This is a genomic window from Shigella sonnei, assembly GCF_002950395.1.
Taxonomy (GTDB): Bacteria; Pseudomonadota; Gammaproteobacteria; order Enterobacterales; family Enterobacteriaceae; genus ECMA0423.
On the sequence record NZ_CP026802.1, the window covers coordinates 3,178,083 to 3,202,711 of the forward strand.

Annotated in this window: 27 protein-coding genes and 4 pseudogenes; 12 read left to right on the forward strand and 19 right to left on the reverse strand. The window is 50.1% G+C overall.

Annotated elements, in window-relative coordinates; all coding sequences use genetic code 11:
* Positions 1 to 32: 32 nt before the first annotated feature.
* Complete coding sequence (locus tag C1P89_RS16485; RefSeq protein WP_000689228.1) at positions 33 to 239, reverse strand: DUF1107 domain-containing protein; 207 nt, start codon at positions 237 to 239, stop codon at positions 33 to 35.
* A 324-nt stretch (positions 240 to 563) separates the two neighbouring features.
* On the opposite strand from C1P89_RS16485, the gene C1P89_RS16490 reads away from it, so the two are divergent.
* Positions 564 to 1,118 (forward strand): YtfJ family protein, encoded by a 555-nt coding sequence (locus C1P89_RS16490; RefSeq protein ID WP_000175287.1) that lies wholly within the window; start codon positions 564 to 566, stop codon positions 1,116 to 1,118.
* Between the two features lie 89 nt (positions 1,119 to 1,207).
* On the opposite strand, the gene ytfI is transcribed toward C1P89_RS16490, so the two are convergent.
* Positions 1,208 to 2,119, reverse strand: coding sequence for a protein YtfI (gene ytfI / locus C1P89_RS16495; RefSeq protein ID WP_000937661.1), 912 nt, complete (start codon positions 2,117 to 2,119; stop codon positions 1,208 to 1,210).
* Between the two features lie 211 nt (positions 2,120 to 2,330).
* Positions 2,331 to 3,071, reverse strand: a complete 741-nt coding sequence (gene cysQ, locus C1P89_RS16500) for a 3'(2'),5'-bisphosphate nucleotidase CysQ (RefSeq protein ID WP_000886909.1) — start codon at positions 3,069 to 3,071, stop codon at positions 2,331 to 2,333.
* Positions 3,072 to 3,260: 189 nt separating this feature from the next.
* Between cysQ and cpdB the strand changes: the two genes are divergently transcribed.
* Entirely contained in the window at positions 3,261 to 5,204 is a 1,944-nt protein-coding gene (gene cpdB, locus C1P89_RS16505; RefSeq protein ID WP_000589478.1) for a 2',3'-cyclic-nucleotide 2'-phosphodiesterase, read from the forward strand.
* Between the two features lie 117 nt (positions 5,205 to 5,321).
* On the opposite strand, the gene C1P89_RS16510 is transcribed toward cpdB, so the two are convergent.
* Positions 5,322 to 5,702, reverse strand: coding sequence for a winged helix-turn-helix transcriptional regulator (locus C1P89_RS16510; RefSeq protein ID WP_000084622.1), 381 nt, complete (start codon positions 5,700 to 5,702; stop codon positions 5,322 to 5,324).
* Positions 5,703 to 5,790: 88 nt separating this feature from the next.
* Here C1P89_RS16510 and qorB point away from each other — a divergent pair, with 88 nt between their 5' ends.
* The 3 genes from qorB (at position 5,791) to ytfE (ending at position 8,494) form a co-directional block, all read left to right on the forward strand.
* Positions 5,791 to 6,651, forward strand: a complete 861-nt coding sequence (gene qorB, locus C1P89_RS16515; RefSeq protein ID WP_000560544.1) for an NAD(P)H:quinone oxidoreductase — start codon at positions 5,791 to 5,793, stop codon at positions 6,649 to 6,651.
* A gap of 107 nt (positions 6,652 to 6,758) precedes the next feature.
* Positions 6,759 to 7,724, forward strand: coding sequence for a DMT family transporter (locus tag C1P89_RS16520; protein WP_005144296.1), 966 nt, complete (start codon positions 6,759 to 6,761; stop codon positions 7,722 to 7,724).
* A gap of 107 nt (positions 7,725 to 7,831) precedes the next feature.
* Positions 7,832 to 8,494, forward strand: a complete 663-nt coding sequence (gene ytfE / locus C1P89_RS16525) for an iron-sulfur cluster repair protein YtfE (protein WP_000331456.1) — start codon at positions 7,832 to 7,834, stop codon at positions 8,492 to 8,494.
* A 44-nt stretch (positions 8,495 to 8,538) separates the two neighbouring features.
* On the opposite strand, the gene cycA is transcribed toward ytfE, so the two are convergent.
* Together cycA and bamJ are read right to left on the reverse strand one after the other, a co-directional pair.
* Complete coding sequence (gene cycA, locus C1P89_RS16530) at positions 8,539 to 9,951, reverse strand: D-serine/D-alanine/glycine transporter (protein WP_000228346.1); 1,413 nt, start codon at positions 9,949 to 9,951, stop codon at positions 8,539 to 8,541.
* A 308-nt stretch (positions 9,952 to 10,259) separates the two neighbouring features.
* The gene (bamJ, locus tag C1P89_RS16535) at positions 10,260 to 10,880 is read right to left on the reverse strand and encodes a BamJ family beta-barrel-assembly machinery protein (RefSeq protein WP_000211225.1); all 621 of its coding nucleotides are present in this window, start codon (positions 10,878 to 10,880) and stop codon (positions 10,260 to 10,262) included.
* Between the two features lie 218 nt (positions 10,881 to 11,098).
* On the opposite strand from bamJ, the gene ytfB reads away from it, so the two are divergent.
* Positions 11,099 to 11,737 (forward strand): cell division protein YtfB, encoded by a 639-nt coding sequence (gene ytfB, locus C1P89_RS16545; protein WP_001119478.1) that lies wholly within the window; start codon positions 11,099 to 11,101, stop codon positions 11,735 to 11,737.
* On the opposite strand, the pseudogene C1P89_RS16550 reads toward ytfB, so the two are convergent.
* A pseudogene (locus tag C1P89_RS16550) lies at positions 11,721 to 12,071 on the reverse strand (TetR/AcrR family transcriptional regulator); the annotation flags it as partial. The gene ytfB and the pseudogene C1P89_RS16550 sit on opposite strands and share 17 nt — an antisense overlap.
* A 55-nt stretch (positions 12,072 to 12,126) precedes the next feature.
* Between C1P89_RS16550 and C1P89_RS16555 the strand changes: the two are divergent.
* The 3 genes and pseudogenes from C1P89_RS16555 (at position 12,127) to C1P89_RS16565 (ending at position 14,281) form a co-directional block, all read left to right on the forward strand.
* Positions 12,127 to 12,824 (forward strand): IS1-like element IS1A family transposase gene (locus tag C1P89_RS16555; protein WP_243461339.1). Its coding sequence is split into 2 segments (ribosomal slippage): positions 12,127 to 12,376 and positions 12,376 to 12,824, totalling 699 coding nucleotides; the frame shifts between segments, so codons are not numbered across the junction.
* Between the two features lie 16 nt (positions 12,825 to 12,840).
* Positions 12,841 to 13,257: pseudogene (locus tag C1P89_RS16560) on the forward strand (TRAP transporter large permease subunit); the annotation flags it as partial.
* Between the two features lie 52 nt (positions 13,258 to 13,309).
* A complete protein-coding gene (locus C1P89_RS16565; RefSeq protein ID WP_000695880.1) occupies positions 13,310 to 14,281 on the forward strand; it encodes a TRAP transporter substrate-binding protein in 972 nt (323 codons plus the stop codon).
* A gap of 111 nt (positions 14,282 to 14,392) precedes the next feature.
* Here C1P89_RS16565 and rplI read toward each other — a convergent pair whose 3' ends face one another.
* The 4 genes from rplI to rpsF are packed head-to-tail and all read right to left on the reverse strand — an operon-like array spanning position 14,393 to position 15,832.
* Positions 14,393 to 14,842, reverse strand: a complete 450-nt coding sequence (gene rplI / locus C1P89_RS16570; protein ID WP_001196062.1) for a 50S ribosomal protein L9 — start codon at positions 14,840 to 14,842, stop codon at positions 14,393 to 14,395.
* 41 nt (positions 14,843 to 14,883) lie between these two features.
* Positions 14,884 to 15,111 (reverse strand): 30S ribosomal protein S18, encoded by a 228-nt coding sequence (gene rpsR / locus C1P89_RS16575; RefSeq protein ID WP_000135199.1) that lies wholly within the window; start codon positions 15,109 to 15,111, stop codon positions 14,884 to 14,886.
* Between the two features lie 4 nt (positions 15,112 to 15,115).
* Positions 15,116 to 15,430, reverse strand: a complete 315-nt coding sequence (gene priB / locus C1P89_RS16580; protein WP_001296681.1) for a primosomal replication protein N — start codon at positions 15,428 to 15,430, stop codon at positions 15,116 to 15,118.
* A 6-nt stretch (positions 15,431 to 15,436) separates the two neighbouring features.
* Positions 15,437 to 15,832, reverse strand: coding sequence for a 30S ribosomal protein S6 (rpsF, locus tag C1P89_RS16585; RefSeq protein WP_001216676.1), 396 nt, complete (start codon positions 15,830 to 15,832; stop codon positions 15,437 to 15,439).
* A gap of 326 nt (positions 15,833 to 16,158) precedes the next feature.
* On the opposite strand from rpsF, the gene yjfY reads away from it, so the two are divergent.
* Complete coding sequence (gene yjfY, locus C1P89_RS16590; RefSeq protein WP_000492914.1) at positions 16,159 to 16,434, forward strand: DUF1471 family protein YjfY; 276 nt, start codon at positions 16,159 to 16,161, stop codon at positions 16,432 to 16,434.
* A gap of 73 nt (positions 16,435 to 16,507) precedes the next feature.
* Here the strand turns inward: yjfY and C1P89_RS16595 are convergent, their stop codons facing one another.
* The 7 genes and pseudogenes from C1P89_RS16595 to ulaA form a co-directional block, all read right to left on the reverse strand.
* Positions 16,508 to 17,059: a YagU family protein gene (locus C1P89_RS16595; RefSeq protein WP_000996726.1), complete on the reverse strand. Its 552-nt coding sequence runs from the start codon at positions 17,057 to 17,059 to the stop codon at positions 16,508 to 16,510.
* Positions 17,060 to 17,155: 96 nt separating this feature from the next.
* Entirely contained in the window at positions 17,156 to 17,842 is a 687-nt protein-coding gene (gene ulaF / locus C1P89_RS16600) for an L-ribulose-5-phosphate 4-epimerase UlaF (protein WP_001170805.1), read from the reverse strand.
* Positions 17,842 to 18,696, reverse strand: a complete 855-nt coding sequence (gene ulaE, locus C1P89_RS16605; protein WP_000949541.1) for an L-ribulose-5-phosphate 3-epimerase UlaE — start codon at positions 18,694 to 18,696, stop codon at positions 17,842 to 17,844. Before ulaE ends, ulaF begins: the two co-directional genes overlap by 1 nt.
* Before the next feature lie 9 nt (positions 18,697 to 18,705).
* Positions 18,706 to 19,351, reverse strand: a pseudogene (ulaD, locus tag C1P89_RS16610) (3-keto-L-gulonate-6-phosphate decarboxylase UlaD).
* 13 nt (positions 19,352 to 19,364) lie between these two features.
* Positions 19,365 to 19,826: a PTS ascorbate transporter subunit IIA gene (gene ulaC / locus C1P89_RS16615; RefSeq protein WP_000776512.1), complete on the reverse strand. Its 462-nt coding sequence runs from the start codon at positions 19,824 to 19,826 to the stop codon at positions 19,365 to 19,367.
* 9 nt (positions 19,827 to 19,835) lie between these two features.
* On the reverse strand, positions 19,836 to 20,141 hold the full coding sequence (ulaB, locus tag C1P89_RS16620; protein WP_005144289.1) for a PTS ascorbate transporter subunit IIB: 306 nt from the start codon (positions 20,139 to 20,141) through the stop codon (positions 19,836 to 19,838).
* A 15-nt stretch (positions 20,142 to 20,156) separates the two neighbouring features.
* Positions 20,157 to 21,555 (reverse strand): annotated as a pseudogene (gene ulaA / locus C1P89_RS16625) (PTS ascorbate transporter subunit IIC).
* A gap of 354 nt (positions 21,556 to 21,909) precedes the next feature.
* Between ulaA and ulaG the strand changes: the two are divergent.
* Together ulaG and ulaR are read left to right on the forward strand one after the other, a co-directional pair.
* Positions 21,910 to 22,974, forward strand: a complete 1,065-nt coding sequence (gene ulaG, locus C1P89_RS16630) for an L-ascorbate 6-phosphate lactonase (protein WP_001295191.1) — start codon at positions 21,910 to 21,912, stop codon at positions 22,972 to 22,974.
* A 107-nt stretch (positions 22,975 to 23,081) separates the two neighbouring features.
* Complete coding sequence (gene ulaR / locus C1P89_RS16635; RefSeq protein ID WP_000133625.1) at positions 23,082 to 23,837, forward strand: HTH-type transcriptional regulator UlaR; 756 nt, start codon at positions 23,082 to 23,084, stop codon at positions 23,835 to 23,837.
* On the opposite strand, the gene yjfP is transcribed toward ulaR, so the two are convergent.
* Positions 23,834 to 24,583, reverse strand: coding sequence for an esterase (gene yjfP / locus C1P89_RS16640; RefSeq protein WP_000569722.1), 750 nt, complete (start codon positions 24,581 to 24,583; stop codon positions 23,834 to 23,836). The two genes, ulaR and yjfP, sit on opposite strands and share 4 nt — an antisense overlap.
* Positions 24,584 to 24,629: the final 46 nt, after the last annotated feature.

A 24,629-nucleotide genomic window follows, 5' to 3' on the forward strand; every position in this document is an offset into this window, starting at 1 on the left:
TGCATAGCACTTTTTACTGCATAGCACTTTGGTTAAGCCATCTCTGTTTGCAGACGCATAACCTGACGGTTAACTTCGGACATCACTGACAAATGCAGCTTATCCTTCACTTTTGGGATAAGAATCTTACCCTTATCAAATTCAAAAGCGCCAACGTCCTTGATGTATAACCGTCCACGGAACAGGATCTTTACGTACTTCGCCACCTGAAGTGGGTTGTACCGTTGGAAAATTTTCATTGTTATCTCCTGCTGAGTATTACGCCTGTGCGGTGCCACAATCGGCCCAACTATTATGAGGCGCAAATTTTAATGCTTAGTGACTATAGACTATCCGGGCAATGTTTCCACCGCGTATAACTTTTTTTACCTAAAGGTTACAATTATTCAGAATTATCTTTTTACCGAAGCGCGGTCTTCAGTATAAGCATTCATTTTTCATATGATTTGTGCGCTTGACCGCAAACTGGCATCACACTTGCGGGAAATTCGATAAATAGCACATATGATTAAAACTCAGACCCAAGTGGTCGGATCACCTGCATATCATAAGAAGGAAACACCATGACCCTACGCAAGATTCTGGCACTCACCTGCCTGCTGTTGCCGATGATGGCTTCCGCACATCAGTTCGAAACCGGTCAGCGAGTGCCGCCGATTGGCATTACCGATCGGGGCGAGTTGGTGCTTGATAAAGATCAGTTTAGCTACAAAACCTGGAACAGCGCGCAGTTAGTGGGAAAAGTGCGAGTACTGCAACATATTGCTGGTCGCACCTCTGCAAAAGAGAAAAACGCGACGCTGATTGAAGCGATTAAATCAGCGAAGTTACCGCACGATCGTTACCAGACCACCACTATTGTTAACACCGACGACGCGATTCCGGGTTCAGGGATGTTTGTGCGCAGCAGTCTGGAGAGTAATAAAAAGCTTTATCCCTGGTCGCAGTTTATTGTCGATAGCAATGGCGTCGCGCGCGGTGCCTGGCAGCTGGATGAAGAAAGTTCCGCTGTAGTGGTGCTGGATAAGGATGGTCGCGTGCAATGGGCCAAAGACGGGGCGCTCACTCAGGAAGAGGTGCAGCAAGTGATGGACCTGCTGCAAAAGTTGCTCAAATAATGGCAACAACATAGATTCTGCAAAAATAATTTTCCCCTATCGTTATCTATGGGATAGGGGAATTAAGTCTCTGAGTTCTTACGCCGAACTCATACTGGTAACGCTAGTTGCTCTTTTTTAAACGCCTCAATGGTCGACTTATATTTCTCGCAAATCTTTTCTTTGGTAATATTACTATCTGCGGCCAGATTCGCACTTACTATCGCATCCACTTGTTCGGCTAATTCCACTTGTTGGCAACCTGCATTAACCAGAAAATTATAAATAAGGGAGTAATCTTCATCCTCCAAAACAACAGAGGAACCATTACGAAAACGTTCATCCCCTCCATAGATTTTAAGCGCAAAGCCCAAAGATTCTATGACTATGGCAAAATTATCATCAATTATTTTTTCGTGAATATACCATCCATCGCATTCTTTAATTCCACCTCCTGGTATTTGGAGTTCAAATTTACCCCGTTTTAATTTGCTTACTATATCCTCCAATAAGGCATAACCTAAAGACACGTCACCAATCGCCTGGTGAATATAACCTTTAATCCTTTTCGGTATGTCAGACTGTTTTTTCTGCAGAATATCACAGGCATACAATCTTCTGTTTTGTTCTAACGGAAACTCGCGGTTTTTGAAATCCATGAATGAGTTATACTCATTTATTGTTATGGGAATTTCTTCGTATTCAAATCCACTACCTCGCAATGTCATTGTATATTCGGCACCGTTATCTTTAAGGCTGAAACTGATAAGGAACTTATCCATGGCGTTAACAGTTCCATTTTTTGATGAAAGTACCTGATAACTATTTTTATCAATCTGAGTTGCGCAACGAAAGAACTCCCTCAAAGTTAACAGGCTATCATAATTCGAAATCCAATCTTTTTTCTTAAATGCATGCTGGATATTGTTAAAAAAATTGTTTGAATGTGTTTTTGTATACGATGACTTTACAAATAACTCCACCGCACCAATAAAATTATTGTGTCTGATCCTGGGTAACATATGACAACCTTATTTTATTTGGTTATTTTATGTCGCCATTAAATATCTCATTAGAGAAGTAAACTATCAAAAAACGCTCATTATTAAAATGTAACTTATTAGCAATTGAATTTTTGCACTTTAAATACAATCTCTTTTTATTTATAACTTTTTAGGTTGGGAGAAATCAGGATGGCAGAATCAGGAAATACACTGTTTCTGCCATCTGAATTTAGTAAATAGACACTCTGAACCCCGGATTCAGGAACGACTCGCGCGGAGTGTAATCCAGCGGTTTACCCTGCCAGTCGTGAACGTGCGCTCCGGCAGCTGCAGCCACAGCATGTCCAGCGGCGGTGTCCCAAATATTCGTTGGTCCGAAGCGCGGGTACAGCTGCGCCTGTCCTTCCGCCACCAGGCAGAATTTCAGCGAAGAGCCGATGGACGTGGTCTGATGTTCGCCAAGCTGTTGCAGATACTCTTTCAGCTCCGCATCTGCATGGGAACGGCTGATAACCACCAGCGGCGGGCGCGCATCGCGGACCTGAATCTGCTTGCGCACACCGCACTCTTCTTTCCAGGCCTTGCCTTCTGCCGCGCTGTACATTACGTTCATTACCGGCGCATACACCACACCTAAAATCGGTTTGCCATGGTCAATGAGCGCAATGTTAACGGTGAATTCGCCATTACGTTTAATAAACTCTTTAGTACCATCCAGCGGGTCTACCAGCCAGTAACGCTGCCAGTGCTGACGGACTTCCCAACCGGGAGGATCTTCTTCAGAAAGGACCGGAATATCCGGTGTCAGCGTACGTAAACCGTCCATGATAACGGTGTGTGCGGCAATATCCGCTGCCGTTACCGGAGAATTGTCCGCTTTGCTGACGACGTCCATCGGTTTCGTCCCGTCGTAGACCTGCATAATGGCATCGCCTGCATTCCGTGCAAGCTGGCATACTTGATCTAACATTTCTCCACCTCGTCTCTGTGAGCGGTGTTAACTTATTGTTTTACTTATACCCTATCGTTAATGAATGCGCCAACTGTGATAGTGTCATCATTTTCAAAGCGTAAAATTGTGGCATTCTTCACTGTTCTATAAGTAAGACGTTTATTCTCCCTTTTCTTTCGTATTCCCGATGATAAAAGGATGTCCCTGATGATTAAGTTTAGCGCAACGCTCCTGGCCACGCTGATTGCCGCCAGTGTGAATGCAGCGACGGTCGATCTGCGTATCATGGAAACCACTGATCTGCATAGCAACATGATGGATTTCGATTATTACAAAGACACCGCCACGGAAAAATTCGGACTGGTACGTACGGCAAGCCTGATTAACGATGCCCGCAATGAAGTGAAAAACAGCGTACTGGTCGATAACGGCGATTTGATTCAGGGGAGTCCGCTGGCAGATTACATGTCGGCGAAAGGATTAAAAACAGGTGATGTTCATCCGGTTTATAAGGCGCTGAATACGCTGGATTATACGGTCGGTACACTCGGCAATCATGAATTTAACTACGGTCTGGATTACCTGAAAAATGCGCTGGCGGGAGCGAAATTCCCTTATGTAAATGCCAACGTCATTGACGCCAGAACCAAACAGCCAATGTTTACACCGTATTTAATTAAAGATACCGAAGTGGTCGATAAAGACGGAAAAAAACAGACGCTGAAGATTGGCTATATTGGCGTCGTGCCGCCGCAAATCATGGGCTGGGATAAAGCTAATTTATCCGGGAAAGTGACGGTGAATGATATTACCGAAACCGTGCGCAAATACGTGCCTGAAATGCGCGAGAAAGGTGCCGATGTCGTTGTCGTTCTGGCACATTCCGGGCTGTCTGCCGATCCGTATAAAGTGATGGCGGAAAACTCAGTTTATTACCTCAGTGAAATTCCGGGCGTTAACGCCATTATGTTTGGTCATGCTCACGCCGTTTTCCCGGGTAAAGATTTTGCTGATATCGAAGGGGCTGATATCACCAAAGGCACGCTGAATGGTGTTCCGGCGGTAATGCCGGGCATGTGGGGCGATCATCTTGGGGTGGTCGACTTACAACTCAGTAATGACAGCGGTAAATGGCAGGTGACGCAGGCGAAAGCGGAAGCTCGGCCGATTTACGACATCGCCAATAAAAAATCCCTCGCGGCGGAAGACAGCAAGCTGGTAGAAACACTCAAAGCCGATCACGATGCCACACGCCAGTTCGTCAGCAAGCCAATCGGTAAATCTGCCGACAATATGTATAGCTATCTGGCGCTGGTGCAGGACGATCCGACCGTGCAAGTCGTGAACAACGCGCAAAAAGCGTATGTCGAACATTACATTCAGGGCGATCCGGATCTGGCAAAACTGCCGGTGCTTTCAGCTGCCGCACCGTTTAAAGTTGGTGGTCGCAAAAATGACCCGGCAAGCTATGTGGAGGTGGAAAAAGGCCAGTTGACCTTCCGTAATGCCGCCGATCTTTATCTCTACCCCAATACGCTGATTGTAGTGAAAGCCAGCGGTAAAGAGGTGAAAGAGTGGCTGGAGTGCTCCGCCGGACAGTTTAACCAGATTGATCCTAACAGCACGAAACCACAGTCACTCATCAACTGGGATGGTTTCCGCACTTATAACTTTGATGTTATTGATGGTGTGAATTATCAGATTGATGTTACCCAGCCCGCCCGTTATGACGGCGAGTGCCAGATGATTAATACCAATGCGGAAAGGATTAAGAACCTGACCTTTAATGGCAAGCCGATTGATCCGAACGCCATGTTCCTCGTTGCCACCAATAACTATCGCGCTTACGGCGGCAAATTTGCCGGTACGGGCGACAGCCATATCGCTTTTGCTTCACCGGATGAGAACCGCTCGGTGCTGGCAGCGTGGATTGCTGATGAGTCGAAACGTGCGGGGGAAATTCACCCGGCGGCAGATAACAACTGGCGTTTAGCACCGATAGCTGCCGATAAGAAACTGGATATCCGTTTCGAAACTTCCCCGTCAAATAAAGCCGCAGCGTTTATTAAAGAGAAAGGGCAGTATCCGATGAATAAAGTCGCGACCGATGATATCGGGTTTGCGATTTATCAGGTGGATTTGAGTAAGTAAAACACTTCTTTTTCGGCCTATAAATCATCAATCGCATCCGGCATTTATTGGCGGATGCGATGCTGGCGCATCTTATCCGCCCTACAAGTCATACACCGTAGGCCGCGCATCCGGCAGTTATGCCGCACGTTCATCCCGCACCGCCAACACCTCGGGCAAATTCAACTCAATCCAGTCCGCCAGTGCAGCAACCTTTTCGCTCACCTGCTCGCCCAGCGGCGTGAGGCTGTATTCAACATGCGGTGGCACCACCGGATACGCGATACGGTTAAGAAAACCATCCTGTTCTAACGCCTGTAACGACTGCGCAAGCATCTTTTCGCTCACCCCGCCGATTTTGCGCCGCAGGTCGCTAAAGCGATGAGTACCTTCGCGTAGCGCCACCAGAATCAACACCCCCCAACGGCTGGTGACGTGTTTCAACACCTCGCGCGACGGGCACTGTTCCGCAAAGAGATTACCCTCTTTCAGTTGTTGCGACAGGCTAACCTGACTCATTTCATACTTACCTTTTTGTACGTACTTACTAAAAGTAAGTTTAGGTGTTAGCGTATTTAAACACAAGACAAAACGATGGAGACTTCCCATGATCGCTATTACTGGTGCCACTGGCCAACTTGGTCACTATATTATTGAATCCTTGATGAAAACGGTTCCTGCCAGCCAAATAGTGGCTATCGTTCGTAATCCGGCAAAAGCCCAGGCTCTAGCAGCACAAGGCATTACCGTGCGTCAGGCTGACTACGGCGATGAAGCCGCACTGACATCTGCACTTCAGGGAGTGGAAAAACTACTGCTGATCTCTTCCAGCGAAGTGGGTCAACGTGCCCCGCAGCATCGTAATGTTATTAATGCCGCAAAGGCGGCTGGCGTGAAATTTATCGCTTATACCAGCCTGCTACATGCAGATACCTCCCCGCTCGGCCTCGCCGATGAGCACATTGAGACGGAGAAAATGCTGGCTGATTCTGGCATCGTTTACACCCTGCTGCGCAACGGCTGGTACAGCGAAAACTACCTCGCCAGCGCCCCGGCAGCACTGGAACACGGCGTATTTATCGGTGCGGCGGGCGATGGCAAAATCGCCTCAGCAACGCGGGCAGATTATGCGGCAGCTGCGGCACGCGTGATTAGCGAAGCCGGTCACGAAGGCAAGGTTTACGAACTGGCGGGCGATAGTGCCTGGACGTTGACACAGTTAGCGGCAGAGCTGACCAAACAGAGCGGCAAACAGGTTACCTATCAAAATCTGAGCGAAGCCGATTTCGCCGCGGCACTGAAAAGCGTCGGACTGCCCGACGGACTGGCGGATATGCTGGCGGATTCTGACGTTGGCGCATCGAAAGGTGGTCTGTTTGATAACAGCAAAACGCTTAGCAAATTGATTGGCCGCCCAACGACAACGTTAGCCGAAAGCGTAAGCCATCTTTTTAATGTTAATAACTAGTTAATTAAAGTGGCATCCTCCCGCATCCTCTCTGATAATGACGGGATGCCGGGAGCAATCATGTCTGCTTCCTGAACTTTCTTCTGACAGACCAATGGATGCCAGTAATGATTAGCGGCGTGCTGTACGCCCTGTTAGCAGGGTTGATGTGGGGGCTTATTTTTGTCGGGCCGTTGATCGTACCGGAATACCCGGCGATGTTGCAGTCGATGGGGCGTTATCTGGCGTTAGGGTTAATTGCGCTGCCCATTGCCTGGCTGGGACGCGTGCGTCTGCGTCAGTTGGCGCGTCGCGACTGGCTTACCGCCTTGATGCTCACCATGATGGGCAACCTTATCTATTACTTCTGCCTTGCCAGTGCCATTCAACGTACTGGCGCGCCTGTTTCCACGATGATTATCGGCACCCTGCCGGTGGTGATTCCCGTTTTTGCCAATCTGCTTTATAGCCAGCGCGACGGCAAACTCGCATGGGGAAAACTCGCCCCGGCACTGGTTTGTATTGGCATCGGCCTGGCGTGTGTGAATATTGCTGAGTTAAACCACGGACTCCCCGATTTTGACTGGGCACGTTATACCTCTGGCATCGTGCTGGCGTTAGTTTCCGTGGTCTGCTGGGCGTGGTATGCCCTGCGCAACGCCCGCTGGCTGCGGGAAAATCCCGACAAACATCCGATGATGTGGGCAACGGCGCAGGCGCTGGTCACACTGCCGGTTTCTCTCATCGGCTATCTCGTCGCCTGTTACTGGCTGAATATACAAACGCCGGACTTCTCCTTACCTTTTGGCCCCCGTCCGCTGGTGTTTATTAGTCTGATGGTTGCGATAGCCGTGCTTTGCTCATGGGTTGGCGCACTCTGCTGGAACGTCGCCAGCCAGCGATTACCGACAGTGATTCTCGGGCCGCTGATTGTTTTCGAAACGCTGGCAGGTTTGCTGTACACCTTTTTACTCCGCCAGCAAATGCCGCCGCTAATGACGCTGAGCGGTATCGCGCTGTTAGTGATTGGCGTGGTCATTGCGGTCAGAGCAAAACCAGAAAAACCTTTAACTGAATCTGTCTCAGAAAGTTGACACGCTGGCAGTGAGTTAAATAAGCCTCTGCTACGTAAGGGTTATAGCTTTTGCCTTAAAGATGCATTTAAAATACATCTTATATTATTAAGAATGAGGTATCAGCTATGGCTTATCGCGACCAACCTTTAGGTGAACTGGCGCTCTCTATTCCTCGCGCTTCAGCTCTGTTTCGTAAATATGATATGGATTACTGCTGTGGCGGTAAGCAAACGCTGGCGCGCGCGGCGGCACGTAAAGAACTGGATGTTGAGGTCATTGAAGCTGAACTGGCAAAGCTTGCTGAACAACCGATTGAGAAAGACTGGCGTAGCGCCCCGCTGGCAGAAATCATTGACCATATCATCGTGCGCTACCACGATCGTCACCGCGAGCAACTGCCGGAGCTGATCCTGCAAGCGACTAAAGTCGAGCGCGTTCACGCCGACAAACCGAGCGTGCCAAAAGGGCTGACAAAATACCTGACTATGCTGCATGAAGAGCTATCCAGCCACATGATGAAAGAAGAGCAGATCCTCTTCCCGATGATCAAACAAGGCATGGGCAGCCAGGCAATGGGACCAATCAGCGTGATGGAAAGCGAGCACGATGAAGCGGGCGAACTGCTGGAAGTGATTAAACACACCACCAATAACGTCACACCGCCGCCGGAAGCCTGCACCACCTGGAAAGCGATGTATAACGGTATTAATGAACTGATTGATGACCTGATGGATCACATCAGCCTGGAAAACAATGTACTGTTCCCACGCGCGCTGGCGGGTGAGTAATCTAAAAGCTGGATGGCATTGCGCCATCCAGCATGATAATGCGGTTATTTCCGCAGTTCAGCAGCCCGCTTCTTACCAATAAACAACCAGCCCAGCCCCAGTGCGATAAACCACAGCGGGGTGACCAACAGCGCCTGGCGAGTGTCATCTTCCAGTGTCAGCAACACGACCACGAACACAAAGAACGCCATACATACCCAGCACATCAGCTTGCCGAGCGGCATCTTGTAGATCGACTTCTCATGCAGATGAGGACGCTGTTTGCGGTAAACCAGGTACGAGCAAAGGATAATTGTCCAGACGAACATAAACAGAATCGCGGAAACGGTTGTAATCATCGTGAACGCGCCAATCACGCTAGGATTCACATACAACATCACCACGCCGCCGAGCAGACAGATACACGAGAAGGTCAACCCTTTCGCGGGTACTGCGCGCTTAGAAAGTTTAGCGAACGCTTTCGGTGCCACACCTTCCTGCGCCAGACCAAACAGCATACGGCTGGTAGAGAAGACGCCGCTGTTAGCGGAAGACGCCGCAGAGGTCAGCACCACAAAGTTGATCACGCTGGCAGCCGCAGGCAAACCTACCAACACAAACAGTTCAACAAACGGGCTCTTCTCCGGGACTACCGAACTCCACGGCGTCACGGACATAATCACAATCAGCGCGAAGACGTAGAACATAATGATACGGATCGGAATGGAGTTAATCGCGCGTGGCAGTGATTTCTCCGGATCTTTGGTTTCCGCAGCGGTTGTACCTACCAGCTCAATCCCTACGAAAGCGAAAACCGCTATCTGGAATCCGGCAAAGAAGCCACTTAAACCTTTCGGGAACCAGCCGCCATCATTCCACAAATGCGCGAATGACGCTTCCACACCAGTCGGTGACTGAAAGTGCATCGCCACCATAACCAGGCCGACGACAATCAGCGACACAATGGCGACGATTTTGATCATCGCAAACCAGAACTCCATCTCACCGAACATTTTCACGGTGGCGAGATTGAGCGTCAGCAGCAGCACTATCACCGCCAGCGAGGCGACCCAGTCGGAGAGATCGGGGAACCAGAACTGAGCATAAGCAGTGATCGCCACCACGTCTGCCATACCGGTTACAACCCAGCAGAACCAGTAAGTCCAGCCGGTGAAATATCCTGCCCACGGCCCGAGTAAATCGGAAGCGAAGTCACTAAAAGATTTGTATTCCAGATTCGAAAGCAGCAATTCCCCCATTGCCCGCATCACGAAAAAGAGCATAAAACCGATGATCATATAAACGAAAATGATCGACGGCCCGGCAAGGCTAATCGTTTTGCCGGACCCCATAAACAACCCCGTACCAATGGCACCGCCAATGGCAATAAGCTGAATATGTCGGTTTGTGAGATTGCGCCGTAGCGACTGTTCAGCCGGAGCCTGATCATCGGCAACGACTTTTACCTGATCTACCATGTTTTTTTCTTCCTGTACCTGTCTGTGTTGTTCAGGCTCTACGGCCTTTAGTCAGTCTATGATACGACGAATCTGTATCGGGACTCATCGATATTAGGTAACAATACGCGGGATGAATACTAAGATTTAGATCTAATGTTAATTTTATGTTTAAAGTGAGTGTCATATCACGGTGATAACGCGAAACAGCTCACAAAAATACACGCTTACGGGGTCTTTGCAACACAAAATAGCGCCGTTTGGCAAACTGAAGGGTTTATTGCTGAATGCCTGCTCCCCTCTGGTTCGAGGGGAACAGAATGCGCTGCTTAGAGGATTTCCAGCAGTTCGACTTCAAACACCAGGGTGCTGAACGGAGGGATGGATGCGCCTGCGCCGCGCTCGCCATATGCCAGTTCCTGCGGGATAGTCAGTTCCCATTTAGAACCTACCGGCATCAGAGTCAGTGCTTCAATCCAGCCAGGGATCACGCCATTAACCGGGAATTCAGCGGGTTCACCACGAGCAACGGAGCTGTCAAACACGGTGCCGTCGATCAGTTTACCGGTGTAATGAACACGAACGCGGTCGGTACGTGCCGGAATTGCGCCTTCACCCTGGTTGATCACGCGGAATTGCAGGCCAGATTCGGTGCTATTCACACCTTCTTTTTTGGCGTTTTCTTCCAGGTATTTCACACCTTCAGCAGCCATCGCCTGGAAACGCTGACGACGAACGGCATCGGCGCGTTCGTGGATTTCACGCAGCGCGCGATGCACCACATCAACCGGCACAGCCGGATGTTTGCCTTCCAGCGCATCGGCAATACCTGCAACCAGTGCTTCTGGCAGCAGCCCTTCCAGGCCAGATTCACTCAGTTGTTGCCCTACCTGCAAACCAATGCCGTAGCTTGCTTGCGCTTCGATGGTGTCAAAAGTTGGGGTGGTCATCGTATTTCCTTTCTTAGGGTATAAAAGTAGCGGGCAGCATATCAGCCACACTTCTTTGGGTAAAACTTTGTCGCAGGAATGATGACAAATCCCGGGGAAAAAGAAACAATAGCAATATCCCGTATGAATATAATAAAGGCGGGTTTACCACGGACATCATAGCGTTAGCTTATTCATAGGCTATGATTGAGGAACAAGACGCGGAGCAGGAGGAAACCATGCCCGGGCGCTTTGAACTAAAACCAACCCTGGAGAAAGTCTGGCACGCGCCGGACAATTTTCGCTTCATGGACCCGCTGCCGCCGATGCATCGTCGGGGGATCATTATTGCCGCCATTGTATTGGTGGTCGGATTTCTGCTTCCATCTGATGATACGCCCAACGCGCCGGTGGTGACGCGTGAAGCGCAGTTAGATATTCAGTCGCAATCACAACCGCCGACAGAAGAACAGCTGCGGGCGCAATTAGTCACACCACAAAATGATCCTGATCAGGTGGCTCCGGTCGCTCCAGAACCTATACAGGAAGGCCAGCCAGAAGAACAGCCGCAAACTACCCAAACGCAACCATTCCAGCCAGATAGCGGAATTGATAATCAATGGCGCTCTTACCGTGTCGAACCCGGTAAAACGATGGCGCAGCTGTTCCGCGACCACGGACTGCCCGCTACCGATGTCTATGCAATGGCGCAGGTAGAAGGCGCGGGTAAGCCGCTGAGTAATTTGCAAAATGGGCAGATGGTGAAAATCCGCCAGAACGCCAGCGGCGTGGTGACGGGCTTAACCATTGATACGGGGAATAATCAACAGGTCCTGTTTACCCGCCAGCCGGATGGCAGTTTTATTCGTGCGCGGTAGATGAAGGGTCAACCAAAAGCCAGCTAAGGATTGTCTCTTTGATGACCTTACGTCTGGCTTCCAGTGCCTGGGGTGAAACCATACTGATGTGATAAACCAGGCCAAGCGTATGCTGGTTGATCAAATAATATCCCCCAAGCGCAGCAATATTAATATTCACCTGCAATGGGTCGATATCTGGCTTAAAAATATTGTGTTTCTTCCCTTCATCCAATAAGGATTCCATTAACTGCAAGTGCGCATGGTTAATTTCTAAGAGACGCAGTGATTTTGCATAATGCACACCTTTACTTTGATTTTCACTATGCACAATTTTTAAAAACCAAGGGTTAGCGGTGATGCTGCCAACTTACTGATTTAGTGTATGATGGTGTTTTTGAGGTGCTCCAGTGGCTTCTGTTTCTATCAGCTGTCCCTCCTGTTCAGCTACTGACGGGGTGGTGCGTAACGGCAAAAGCACTGCCGGACATCAGCGCTATCTCTGCTCTCACTGCCGTAAAACATGGCAACTGCAGTTCACTTACACCGCTTCTCAACCCGGTACGCACCAGAAAATCATTGATATGGCCATGAATGGCGTTGGATGCCGGGCAACTGCACACATTATGGGCGTTGGCCTCAACACGATTTTACGTCACTTAAAAAACTCAGGCCGCAGTCGGTAACCTCGCGCATACAGCCGGGCAGTGACGTCATCGTCTGCGCGGAAATGGACGAACAGTGGGGCTATGTCGGGGCTAAATCGCGCCAGCGCTGGCTGTTTTACGCGTATGACAGTCTCCGGAAGACGGTTGTTGCGCACGTATTCGGTGAACGCACTATGGCGACGCTGGGGCGTCTTATGAGCCTGCTGTCACCCTTTGACGTGGTGATATGGATGACGGATGGCTGGCCGCTGTATGAATCCCGCCTGAAGGGAAAGCTGCACGTAATCAGCAAGCGATATACGCAGCGAATTGAGCGGCATAACCTGAATCTGAGGCAGCACCTGGCACGGCTGGGACGGAAGTCGCTGTCGTTCTCAAAATCGGTGGAGCTGCATGACAAAGTCATCGGGCATTATCTGAACATAAAACACTATCAATAAGTTGGAGTCATTACCGTCATGGGCAATGTCAAACGCTGACGTTCCCTTCCTGATTCTCGATTTGCTTAACACTATTTCTGACAACCCAATAATAATCCTGCTTATTATCAATATTATCCTGTTGATTATCGGCACTTTTATGGATATGACACCGGCGGTACTGATTTTTACGCCGATATTTTTACCTGTTGTCACCGAACTGGGCATGGACCCGATTCACTTTGGTATTGTCATGGTACTGAACATGTGTATCGGTATTTGTACTCCGCCTGTAGGCAGTGTGTTATTTGTCGGTTGTAGTGTATCTAAATTACCGATTAATAAAATTATCAAACCTATGCTGCCATTCTATGCCGTGATGGTATTGGTGCTGGCAATGGTGACCTATATTCCGCAAATCAGTATGGCATTGCCAAAAGCACTGGGCTACTGATGCGCATTCACTGGCGGCACCTGCCGCCATATTTATTAGAAAAGGAACATCTATGAAAATAAAAGTATCCGCTGGCATTATCGGTGCTGTTCTTATGTTATCCGCAAGCCAGTCCTGGGCAGTGACATTAAAACTGAGTCATAATCAGGATAAGTCTCATCCTGTTCATAAAGCGATGGAGTTCTTTGCGAAAAAGAACAAAGAGTACTCTAACGGTGATATTACTATTCGTATTTATCCAAATGGAACATTGGGTACTCAACGAGAAACAATGGAGCTGATTCGTTCTGGCGCTATTCCACTGGTAAAAACCAATGCGGCAGAAATGGAAGCATTTGAAAATTCCTATAAATTATTTAGCCTGCCTTATTTGTTCCGCGATCGTGATCATTATTATCAGGTCATGCAGGGCGATATCGGGAGAAAAATCCTCGACTCAACGAAAAGCAAAGGTTATTTCGGGCTGACTTTTTATGATGGAGGCGCCCGCAGTTTCTATGGCAATAAACCAGTACTGAAACCAGACGATCTGAAAGGCATGAAAGTCCGTGTCCAGCCAAGCCCTGGCGCAGTTGAAATGATCAAAGTCATGGGCGGTAACCCGACGCCACTGGATTACGGCGAGTTGTATACAGCCTTACAGCAGGGTGTGGTCGATATGGCAGAAAACAGCGTGATGGCGCTGACCACCATGCGTCACGGTGAAGTGGCAAAATCCTTCAGCCTTGACGAACACACTATGGTTCCCGATGTGGTTCTGATGAGCAATGCTGCGTTTGATAAACTTAGCCCGGAAAATCAGGCAGTTATATTAAAAGCAGCTAAAGAATCAATGAGCTACATGAAAGACTTGTGGAGCGAGGAAGAGAAACAAGAATTTGCAAAACTGGATAAAATGGGCGTGAAAGTCTACCAGGTAGATAAAGCTCCGTTTATCGAGAAAGTACAGCCAATGTACGCAAACTTCGCTAAGGACAACCCAGCCCTTGCCCCAATGCTGGCTGATATTCAGGCAGCTAAGTAATTATCTTCGTAGGGCTGCTTATTGTGGCCCTTATCGATATCTGCAAGTGCTCGCTACAAAAGCAAAACGCCGACCACTGGTCGGCGTTTTTACGTCTCGTTGAATAACGAATTATTCAGCTACTACGTTTACGATCACTTTCGCGAATACTTCGCTGTGAACCTGGAAGCTCACTTCGTGCTCGCCAGTGGTACGCAGAACGCCGTTCGGCAGACGAACTTCGCTCTTAGCCACTTCAACGCCAGCTGCAGTTACAGCGTCAGCGATGTCGCGAGTACCGATGGAACCGAACAGTTTACCTTCGTCGCCAGCTTTAGACGCGATGGTAACAGTTTCCAGTGCATTGATTTTCTCAGCGCGAGCATTAGCAGCTGCCAGAACTTCAGCCAGTTTAGCTTCCAGTTCAGCGCGACGTGCTTCGAAGAATTCAATGTTTTTCTTGGTAGCTGGAACAGCTTTACCCTGCGGTACCAGGAAGTTACGAGCATAGCCCGCTTTAACGTTTACCTGATCACCCAGGCTACCCAGGTTTGCTACTTTATCAAGCAGAATAACTTGCATTACCTTATCCTCTCAAAGTCGTATTAATGGACCGTGACCGATTACTGATGGCGATCAGTGTACGGCAGCAGGGACAGGTAGCGAGCGCGTTTGATAGCGCGAGCCAGCTGACGCTGGTATTTTGCACGGGTACCGGTGATACGGCTTGGGACAATCTTACCGCTTTCGGTGATGTAGTTTTTCAGCGTAGCGATATCTTTATAGTCGATCTCTTGAACGCCTTCCGCGGTGAAACGGCAGAACTTGCGACGACGGAAATAACGTGCCATATGGCTAGTCTCCAGAATCTATCAATTCAATCTGCTCGGCATGCAAAACCATTTTGCTCAGTCCGTTCTTTGCCTTGTGGCATGAAATGAACCCCTGAACGGTTATGCGACTGCCGACCGTTATACTGTGAGTAATGGCCTGGTTTTCGTGTCCGCTAACAATAACGGGCATTTGGCACCACGCCTGCCGGTGAAAACCGGCTTCCTCCTGCACAGAACGATGCTCAAGCACGAACTGGCAGTGAGGAATTCCTGATGGACTGACCTTTCGAAGGGGAGTCCTGCACACGGTGCCGGACAACACCAGACGGTTGGTCATCAGAAATTACTCTTCAGAATCCCCAGCTTCAGCATCATCAGCGGTTTCGTTTGCGAAATCATCGCGACGCTCACGGCGCTCGTCTTTCGCTTTAACCATCGGAGATGCTTCGGTAACAGCGTGCTTGGTACGCATAACCATGCTGCGGATAACGGCATCGTTGAAGCGGAAGGTAGTTTCCAGCTCATCGATCACTTCCTGCGGAGCTTCAACGTTCATCAGAACGTAGTGTGCTTTGTGCAGTTTGTTGATCGGGTAAGCCAGCTGACGGCGGCCCCAGTCTTCCAGACGGTGGATCTTGCCTTCTGCACCAGTGATGGCAGCAGTGTAGCGCTCGATCATGCCCGGAACCTGTTCGCTCTGGTCAGGATGGACCATAAAAACGATTTCGTAATGACGCATCGAATTGCTCCTTACGGATTATTCAGCCTCCTGTCTGGGTCAGCCGAATCCCGGGGAGGCAAGGAACGTGTTAAAGGTCGGCTGAAAAATGACGCGTTATAGTACTTGTATGCCCCGCTAAACTCAAGGGCAGAGCCGAAATAAATCTCCCCTTTCGCAATTAACCTCTAAACCGCTGATTTGGAGTTCATCACACTTCATCATGGTGTTTTTTTGAACAACTGCATCAGAAATGGTCACCATCAACTTCTTTATCATTGATTAAAATTAAATCAGAAGATCATCACAGAGGAGAGCACACAAAGTCAGCCGTCGAGGAGGTATCTATGTTCAGTCGAGTTTTAGCCCTTCTGGCTGTGCTTTTGCTAAGTGCAAATACATGGGCAGCCATTGAAATTAATAACCACCAGGCCAGAAACATGGATGATGTGCAAAGCTTAGGCGTGATTTATATCAATCATAATTTCGCCACTGAAAGCGAAGCGCGTCAGGCATTAAATGAAGAGACAGATGCGCAGGGCGCAACGTACTACCACGTAATTCTGATGCGGGAACCGGGGAGTAACGGCAATATGCACGCCAGCGCGGATATTTATCGCTAGCACCAGGTATAACCAACGAAACATTGCCATAGTTTGCTTTGCCCCTTCGCAGGGGGCTTTTTTATGCGGTTATTCACCGGATTGCGACTTCCGGATCTGGCTCATGAGTAATGCGATTACGTAAGTCGCGGCGCATAATTTCTATTATCCAGAACCAGAAAATATGCCCCAGGATTTCAGAGGCATATTCGTCAAAAGGCAATTGAGTGAGCGGCGGCGTTAAATTCAGCGCCGGGCAAAATATACCGTGGACTGCCACTGTCACAATAAGCCCTGCTAATATCCCCTGCCATAATTTCACTTTCGGGAAAATTTCCGCGACAATACAATACCCTATCGCAAAAACCAGTGAGAAGATGATATGCGTCACCATCACCGGGTTGATAATATGTTCCGAGAATGTATACACAGTTTGGGTTGGGTCGATACCTAAATAATCCCGTAGAAAGATATACGGCGGGTTAAATTCATCGCGACCACCGGAAAATGTGCGCGGTGGCAAGGGGACTTCCGCTCCCCATTTAACAAATGCTGAAATAATTCCTGAAAGTACACCCACAAGTAACGCAACGCCATAGCGGCGACGTTGCGGATCCGTTCTGACAAACAATCCATTGATAGCCATAAAAACACCTGTTGTTTATACGATTTTTTAACTGAAGCGGCCCCGGAATCAGACCAATTACATCCCGCAGGAGGTAATAATTCCGGGGCGCACTGCTTACTTCTGCCCGTAATAGGCGTTAGGACCGTGCTTACGCATGAAGTGTTTATTCATGAGGAAGCTGTCGATGTGATTCAGTTGTGGGTTAATACTGCGCGCAATCCACGCCATTTTCGCCACTTCTTCCATCACCACCGCGTTATGCACCGCGTCGTGGGCATCTTTCCCCCAGGCGAACGGACCGTGCTGATACACCACAATCCCCGGCGTATGCAGCGGCTCGGCGTCACCCAGCGTTTCGATAATCACTTTGCCGGTGTTCAGTTCATACTCGCCCTGCACCTCTTCTTCGCTTAATCCGCGCGTACACGGGATGTCGCCAAAGAAGTAGTCGGCGTGCGTAGTGCCTAACGCCGGGATCGCCAGCCCCGCCTGCGCCCATGCAGTAGCATGAGTGGAGTGGGTATGGACAATGCCGCCAAGCGACGGGTAACGACGGTAGAGTTCGAGATGCGTCGCGGTGTCGGAAGACGGGCGATACTCCCCTTCCACCACCTTGCCGCTCATATCGACCACCACCATATCGTCTGCTTTCATGGTTTCGTAGGCAACGCCGCTGGGCTTGATCACCACCAGCCCGCGTTCGCGGTCGATAGCGCTGACGTTGCCCCAGGTAAAGGTCACCAGCCCATAGCGCGGCAGATCCATGTTGGCTTCAAACACCTGCTGTTTTAGCTTTTGCATTATGCCGCCTCCACCGTGCCTGCTTTGGCCATGCGCGCTTTCACCCAATCACGCGCTTTCACCACTTCTGCCGCCGGGTCTTCCGCCGTTTCGCTCCACATCTCAATCAGGTACGGCCCGCAATAGCCACTCTGTTTGAGCGTTTCGAAGCAACGTTCGAAATCCACCACACCTTCGCCAAATGGCACGTTTTTGAAGACGCCCGGTTTGGTGTCTTTCACATGCACCGCGACGATATGCCCGATTCCGGCCTGCAACTCCATCTGCACATCGTTGTCCCACGCCGACAGGTTGCCGATATCCGGGTAGAGCTGGAACCACGGGTTGTTGAGATAGTGCGCGTAACCCAGCGCCTTGCTGATGGAGTTCATCAACGGATAATCCATGATCTCCATCGCCAGCGTCACCTGCGCGCGGCTCGCCATCTCAACGCTCTCTTTCAGGCCGTCACGGAAACGACGACGCGTTTCGTTATTGGCTTCCTGATAGTAAACGTCATAGCCCGCCAGCTGGATCACGCGAATGCCAACGTCCTGGGCGAACTGGATGGCTTTACGCATAATCTCCAGCCCCTGCGCCCGCACCGCGTCATCTTCGCTGCCCAACGGGAAACGACGATGGGCAGAAAGGCACATGGACGGCACACGCACGCCGGTTTCAACAATCGCATTCACCAGCGCCAGACGCTGCTCGCGGCTCCAGTCGAGGCGCGACAGGCGCTCGTCAGTTTCATCTACCGACATCTCGACAAAATCGAAGCCCAACGTTTTTGCCAGTCGCAGGCGTTCCAGCCAGCACTCCCCGGCGGGGAGCGCTTTTTCATAGATGCCAAGCGGGATTTGTTTGGACAACATATCCGCTCCTTAGCCCCACAGTTCGGCGATGGAACGTTTGAACTGACGCGCGGCTTCAACCGGAGAAGCGGCATCACGGATGCTGCGACCGGCGATAAACACATGAATTGGAATGCCTTTGAACAGCGGCAGATCTTCCAGCGCCAGGCCACCGGTGACGGTGACTTTGAAGCCCATATCGGAAAGACGTTTGATCGCAGTGATATCGGCTTCACCCCACGCCAGCGGCCTGCGCGTCACGGCTGCGGTGATAAACCACCTGCTGAATACCTGCGTCGCGCCACTGTTGCGCCTGTTCCCAGGTCCAGTAACCGGTCAGTTCGATCTGCACGTCGCCGTTAAACTCTTTTGCTACGTCCAGCGCACCTTTGGCGGTGTTGATATCCGCACAACAAATCACGGTCACCCAGTCAGCGTTGGCTTCGAAGCACATACGAGAAAGAATTTTGCCCGCATCGGCAATTTTGGCGTCTGCCAGCACGATTTTGTGCGGGTAGAGCGCTTTCAGATCGCGAACCGCACGCACGCCTTCGCCCACGCACAGAATGGTACCCACTTCGATAATGTCGACTTCTTCGGCAATCAGGCGAGTGGTTTCGTAGGCGCTATCCATAGTCTGGTTGTCCAGCGCGACTTGCAACATCGGTAATGACATCTTCAATTCCTTCTTAAGCTGCCGCGTTGGTGCGGTCAATGAGATCCAGTACTTCCTGCTCGGTACGGCAGGCACGTAAACGGTCGAAATTTTCTTCATCTTCAAACAGGTTGACGATCTGCATGATGCCCACTTCCTGGTGCGTGTTGGCATCGACCGCCGCCATGGTGATGAGGATATCCACCGGGTCGTTATCTTCGTGGTTGAACTCCAGCGGCTTTTTCAGCGTCACCAGCGCAAAACCGGTTTTCTTAACGCCCTCTTCCGGGCGACCGTGCGGCATTGCCAGGCCTGGTGCGAGCACAAAGTACGGACCGTGCTGTTCAACCGCATCCAGAATCGCCTGGTAGTAACGCGGCTCGACAACATCCGCCACCAGCAGGTCAACGCCGATTTTTACTGCGTCCTGCCATGTCTCAGCTTCAGCCTGCAGGCGGATGGATTTATTCTCCGCCAGCGAATCACGTAATTTCATGGCGCGTCCTTACTTCACATCCTGCGGGAAATGCGCTTTGATCACTTCCAGCAGTTTCGGGCCAAAGTCGGCAGGAGAGAGCATGTTGCGCACGCCAACCACGTATTTGTTGCCGGTCACGGTGATTTCGCCCGCAATGTGCGTAGAAGCGATGATGATATCCGCGCCGCTCAACTCGCTTTTGTATTCGCCAACCGCGCAGCTATTTACCGTGTGGTCAATGTTTGATTGGGTTAAAAACTGGTCCACTTTCATCCTCATGATCATGGAACTGCCTTGTCCGTTGCCACACACAGCCAGAATACGTACGGTCATAATCAAAACTCCTTATTAAGCAGACTGTTCTGCCAGTTGTTTTTCTGCATCTTCTTCTGCGCGCAGTGCGCGGCCAGCGAAGAACATATAAGCCAGTGCAATTACAATGATGACGGCCATAAAGGCGATACCGATGGAGAAGAAGCCCTGCATCATCGGCGGTGCCAGAATCGACCAGTCCGCCATCCCCATCCAGGCACTCATACCGGTAAGTTTCACCGCCCAGACGCAACCAAAGATTTCGATCATCCCCATCACCAGACAAATCTTCAGCGCCGCACGCCAGCCGCCGAAGTGGTTAGCGAACACGCCGATGGTGGCGTTGGAGAAGAACATCGGGATAAAGCCTGGGATAATCAGGATCGAGGAACCGCAGGCGACCAGGATGCCAACCGCAATCAGCTGACCGATGGTGCCCCACATAAAGCCCCAGACCACGGCGTTCGGCGCGAAGCTATAAATAGCCGCACAGTCAATCGCCAGAACCGCACCAGGGATCAGGCGCTGGGAGATACCGTTAAACGCTTCAGAGAGTTCCGCCACAAACATGCGCACACCCTGAGTGATGATGAAGATCGCCACCGCGAAGGAAAAACCGGTTTGCAGGATATAGACCGTCCAGTGCACTTTGCCTGCCATCGCCTGCACGGTGTCGATACCGAAGGAGAGCAGAATGGCACCAAAGAAGATGGTCATGACAATCGCCGTGGAGACGATGTTGTCGTGGAAAATATTCAGCCAGCCTGGCAGTTTGAGGTCTTCAACGCTTTCCTCTTTTTTGCCGAGGAACGGCGCAACTTTATAGGCAGTCCATGATGCAAACTGTTGCTGGTGACCGATGGAGAAACCGCAGCCGTCCGTCACTTCCTGAGTCGGCTTGTACATCATGTTGGAGGTAATGCCCCAGTAGAGCGAAACCAGAATCGCCGTGCAGATAATGGTTGTCCACATGGAGTAGCCGAAAATAAACAACGTAACGGCAATCAGCCCCGCCTGCTGGAACATGATATGACCAGTCAGCATGATGGTACGAATACCGGTAATGCGACGCAGCAGCACGTAACAGATGTTCAGCGCCAGCGCTAACAACACCGCGTAACCTACCCAGCTATAGGCATCGCCCATGCGGTCGATGGTTGCCATCATCGACGCGTAAGTATCGGAAATTGCGCCGTTTAATGCCGTAGACTTCGGACATTTTCGCCACCACCGGTTTGAAGGTGCTGGTGAGGATGCCGGACCCTGCCTGCAACAACATGAAACCAATTATGGTTTTAATCGTGCCTTTAATAATAACGCTGACACTTTTGCGCAGTAGGATGTAGCCCAGACAGGTCACAATACCCAGCAACAACGGGGCATTGGTCATGACCTGGTTAAAAAACACGGTAAAGATGTTGTAGAGGATCTCCATAACGATCTCCTGAAGAAGAGGTAACCGGGTATTCCGCACACCCGGAATGTTGTGCACTCACTCTAATTTTCAAAAGTAATCACAACAAAATTATTTATGATTAAATGTGACGCGACCCGCAAATAATTCCACACGGATAGAGTGGGATTCACACAACGAAACAATTATTTATTTAAATTCATTTAGTTAATTTAACTACACATTCCATTAAATCTTTCCACACTCAAAATCAACAACAACTTCCCTGGCAAAAAGTCAAAAAATGGTCATTGCCTTCCTGAAAAAATAGTGTCAGGATTAATCAAAACCAATCACATATTGATTCGAATTGAACTATCATGAAGGTAAATGGCGATGAGTAAAGTGAAAAGTATCACCCGAGAATCCTGGATCCTGAGCACTTTCCCGGAGTGGGGTAGCTGGCTGAATGAAGAAATTGAACAAGAGCAGGTCGCCCCTGGCACATTTGCGATGTGGTGGCTAGGCTGCACCGGGATCTGGTTGAAATCAGAAGGTGGCACCAACGTTTGCGTTGATTTCTGGTGCGGCACTGGCAAACAAAGTCACGGTAACCCGTTAATGAAACAGGGTCACCAGATGCAGCGCATGGCTGGCGTGAAAAAACTGCAGCCAAACCTACGCACCACCCCGTTTGTTCTTGATCCGTTTGCGATTCGCCAGATCGACGCGGTACTGGCGACTCACGATCACAACGATCATATCGACGTTAACGTCGCTGCTGCCGTGATGCAGAACTGTGCTGATGACGTACCATTCATTGGACCGAAAACCTGCGTTGATTTGTGGATTGGCTGGGGCGTACCGAAAGAGCGTTGCATCGTGGTCAAACCGGGCGATGTTGTAAAAGTGAAAGACATTGAAATTCATGCGCTTGACGCTTTCGACCGTACTGCACTGATCACCCTGCCTGCCGATCAAAAAGCGGCTGGCGTACTGCCAGATGGCATGGACGATCGCGCAGTAAACTACCTGTTCAAAACCCCTGGCGGTTCCCTATATCACAGTGGCGATTCCCACTACTCTAACTATTATGCGAAGCACGGTAACGAACATCAGATCGATGTGGCGTTAGGATCGTATGGTGAGAACCCGCGCGGTATTACCGACAAAATGACCAGCGCCGATATGCTGCGTATGGGTGAAGCCCTGAATGCGAAAGTGGTTATCCCGTTCCACCACGACATCTGGTCAAACTTCCAGGCCGATCCGCAAGAGATCCGCGTGCTGTGGGAGATGAAAAAAGATCGTCTGAAGTATGGCTTCAAGCCGTTTATCTGGCAGGTTGGCGGCAAATTTACCTGGCCGCTGGATAAAGACAACTTCGAGTACCACTATCCGCGCGGTTTCGATGATTGCTTCACTATTGAACCGGATCTGCCGTTCAAGTCATTCCTGTAATCTGTCGTTTATACCGGATAGCGTGGAGAAGTTCGCGCTATCCGGCGTAGTATTTCCTAGCTATTTCAAATATCATCTAAAAAAATCAAATTTTATCGGAATAGCTCATGACTGAAGCACAAAGACATCAAATCCTCCTGGAAATGCTCGCACAATTGGGCTTTGTGACCGTTGAGAAAGTCGTTGAGCGTCTGGGAATTTCGCCTGCCACTGCGCGACGCGATATCAATAAACTTGACGAACGCGGCAAACTGAAAAAGGTGCGCAATGGCGCAGAAGCTATTACCCAACAGCGCCCGCGCTGGACGCCGATGAATCTGCATCAGGCGCAGAATCACGATGAAAAAGTACGTATTGCTAAAGCGGCCTCGCAGCTGGTTAATCCGGGCGAAAGCGTAGTCATCAACTGCGGCTCCACCGCGTTTCTGCTTGGGCGGGAAATGTGTGGCAAGCCAGTGCAAATCATCACTAATTATCTACCGCTGGCAAATTACCTGATCGATCAAGAACATGACAGCGTGATCATTATGGGTGGACAGTACAACAAAAGTCAGTCCATCACTTTAAGCCCGCAGGGCAGCGAAAACAGTCTCTATGCCGGGCACTGGATGTTTACCAGCGGAAAAGGGCTGACCGCAGAAGGGTTGTATAAAACCGATATGCTGACAGCAATGGCAGAGCAGAAGATGCTGAGCGTGGTAGGGAAACTGGTGGTACTGGTTGATAGCAGTAAGATTGGCGAACGCGCGGGAATGCTTTTTAGCCGTGCCGATCAAATCGATATGCTTATCACCGGCAAAAATGCTAACCCGGAAATCCTGCAACAACTGGAAGCGCAAGGGGTCAGCATTCTGCGTGTTTAAAGATGCTGGCGGAAAAATGTCACGGCAGCATCTAACGCCTCAGGCGTAATGCGGTGACGCACGCCTGGCTGCCATGAACAGGTTAGCAGTTTATCCCGTCCCGTCTCGCTTAAGGCCTGCTGCAAACGTAGTGATTCGTCGGCAGGCACAACGTCATCGTCGAGGCCATGCCACAGCAGTAGAGGTCTGTCCCCAAGTTGTTCCAGGTGGTTTGTCGCTTCCCACTCTGCCAGCGGCGCGATAATGTTATTGAATTCATTCTGCTGTGCTGCCGTTTCAGGTATCAGCGGTGGAAACAGTGAACGGGCGAGCGATGTAAAATAGCCCGATCCCATCATGCTGGCGGTACATTTCACCGTGGGGTGGCGAGCGGTAATTCCCAGTGCCGTCATCGCGCCCATCGACGCGCCACCGACTGCCAGACGGTCATCAAGCAGCCAGTTTTCTTCGGCTATTGCCGCACGTAAAGTAGTGAATTCCTGCATACTTTGTAGCAAGATTTGCCAGAATTGATTTAACCGCCGCGCTTCGTCGCCACTAAAACGGCTACCGTGATCGGGCGCATCCGGCATGATCACCCGCAAACCAGCCTGCGCCAGCGCAACGGCAAAATAGCTATACACCAGGCTGGATGAAGTAAAGCCGTGATAAAAAATTACGCACGGTAACGGGGTATCTTTTTGCCCGACAGGATAAGCATGAAGAACGGGAATATCTGCCAGCTCGCGTGATTCTATTTCAATCATCTGTCTCTCCTTTTTGTCTGGTATGACATGAAGAAATCCTTAGCAC

Coding starts and splice junctions, on each gene's coding strand:
- C1P89_RS16520 (WP_005144296.1), top strand. CDS start 6,759: ATGATTAGCGGCGTGCTGTACGCCCTGTTAGCAGGGTTGATGTGGGGG.
- ulaR (WP_000133625.1), top strand. CDS start 23,082: ATGACTGAAGCACAAAGACATCAAATCCTCCTGGAAATGCTCGCACAA.
- priB (WP_001296681.1), bottom strand. CDS start 15,430: ATGACCAACCGTCTGGTGTTGTCCGGCACCGTGTGCAGGACTCCCCTT.
- ytfB (WP_001119478.1), top strand. CDS start 11,099: ATGCCCGGGCGCTTTGAACTAAAACCAACCCTGGAGAAAGTCTGGCAC.
- C1P89_RS16485 (WP_000689228.1), bottom strand. CDS start 239: ATGAAAATTTTCCAACGGTACAACCCACTTCAGGTGGCGAAGTACGTA.
- rplI (WP_001196062.1), bottom strand. CDS start 14,842: ATGCAAGTTATTCTGCTTGATAAAGTAGCAAACCTGGGTAGCCTGGGT.
- ulaF (WP_001170805.1), bottom strand. CDS start 17,842: ATGCAAAAGCTAAAACAGCAGGTGTTTGAAGCCAACATGGATCTGCCG.
- rpsR (WP_000135199.1), bottom strand. CDS start 15,111: ATGGCACGTTATTTCCGTCGTCGCAAGTTCTGCCGTTTCACCGCGGAA.
- C1P89_RS16565 (WP_000695880.1), top strand. CDS start 13,310: ATGAAAATAAAAGTATCCGCTGGCATTATCGGTGCTGTTCTTATGTTA.
- C1P89_RS16510 (WP_000084622.1), bottom strand. CDS start 5,702: ATGAGTCAGGTTAGCCTGTCGCAACAACTGAAAGAGGGTAATCTCTTT.
- C1P89_RS16490 (WP_000175287.1), top strand. CDS start 564: ATGACCCTACGCAAGATTCTGGCACTCACCTGCCTGCTGTTGCCGATG.
- ulaB (WP_005144289.1), bottom strand. CDS start 20,141: ATGACCGTACGTATTCTGGCTGTGTGTGGCAACGGACAAGGCAGTTCC.
- cysQ (WP_000886909.1), bottom strand. CDS start 3,071: ATGTTAGATCAAGTATGCCAGCTTGCACGGAATGCAGGCGATGCCATT.
- yjfP (WP_000569722.1), bottom strand. CDS start 24,583: ATGATTGAAATAGAATCACGCGAGCTGGCAGATATTCCCGTTCTTCAT.
- qorB (WP_000560544.1), top strand. CDS start 5,791: ATGATCGCTATTACTGGTGCCACTGGCCAACTTGGTCACTATATTATT.
- ulaG (WP_001295191.1), top strand. CDS start 21,910: ATGAGTAAAGTGAAAAGTATCACCCGAGAATCCTGGATCCTGAGCACT.
- cpdB (WP_000589478.1), top strand. CDS start 3,261: ATGATTAAGTTTAGCGCAACGCTCCTGGCCACGCTGATTGCCGCCAGT.
- bamJ (WP_000211225.1), bottom strand. CDS start 10,880: ATGACCACCCCAACTTTTGACACCATCGAAGCGCAAGCAAGCTACGGC.
- ulaC (WP_000776512.1), bottom strand. CDS start 19,826: ATGAAATTACGTGATTCGCTGGCGGAGAATAAATCCATCCGCCTGCAG.
- cycA (WP_000228346.1), bottom strand. CDS start 9,951: ATGGTAGATCAGGTAAAAGTCGTTGCCGATGATCAGGCTCCGGCTGAA.
- yjfY (WP_000492914.1), top strand. CDS start 16,159: ATGTTCAGTCGAGTTTTAGCCCTTCTGGCTGTGCTTTTGCTAAGTGCA.
- ytfI (WP_000937661.1), bottom strand. CDS start 2,119: ATGTTACCCAGGATCAGACACAATAATTTTATTGGTGCGGTGGAGTTA.
- ytfE (WP_000331456.1), top strand. CDS start 7,832: ATGGCTTATCGCGACCAACCTTTAGGTGAACTGGCGCTCTCTATTCCT.
- rpsF (WP_001216676.1), bottom strand. CDS start 15,832: ATGCGTCATTACGAAATCGTTTTTATGGTCCATCCTGACCAGAGCGAA.
- ulaE (WP_000949541.1), bottom strand. CDS start 18,696: ATGTTGTCCAAACAAATCCCGCTTGGCATCTATGAAAAAGCGCTCCCC.
- C1P89_RS16595 (WP_000996726.1), bottom strand. CDS start 17,059: ATGGCTATCAATGGATTGTTTGTCAGAACGGATCCGCAACGTCGCCGC.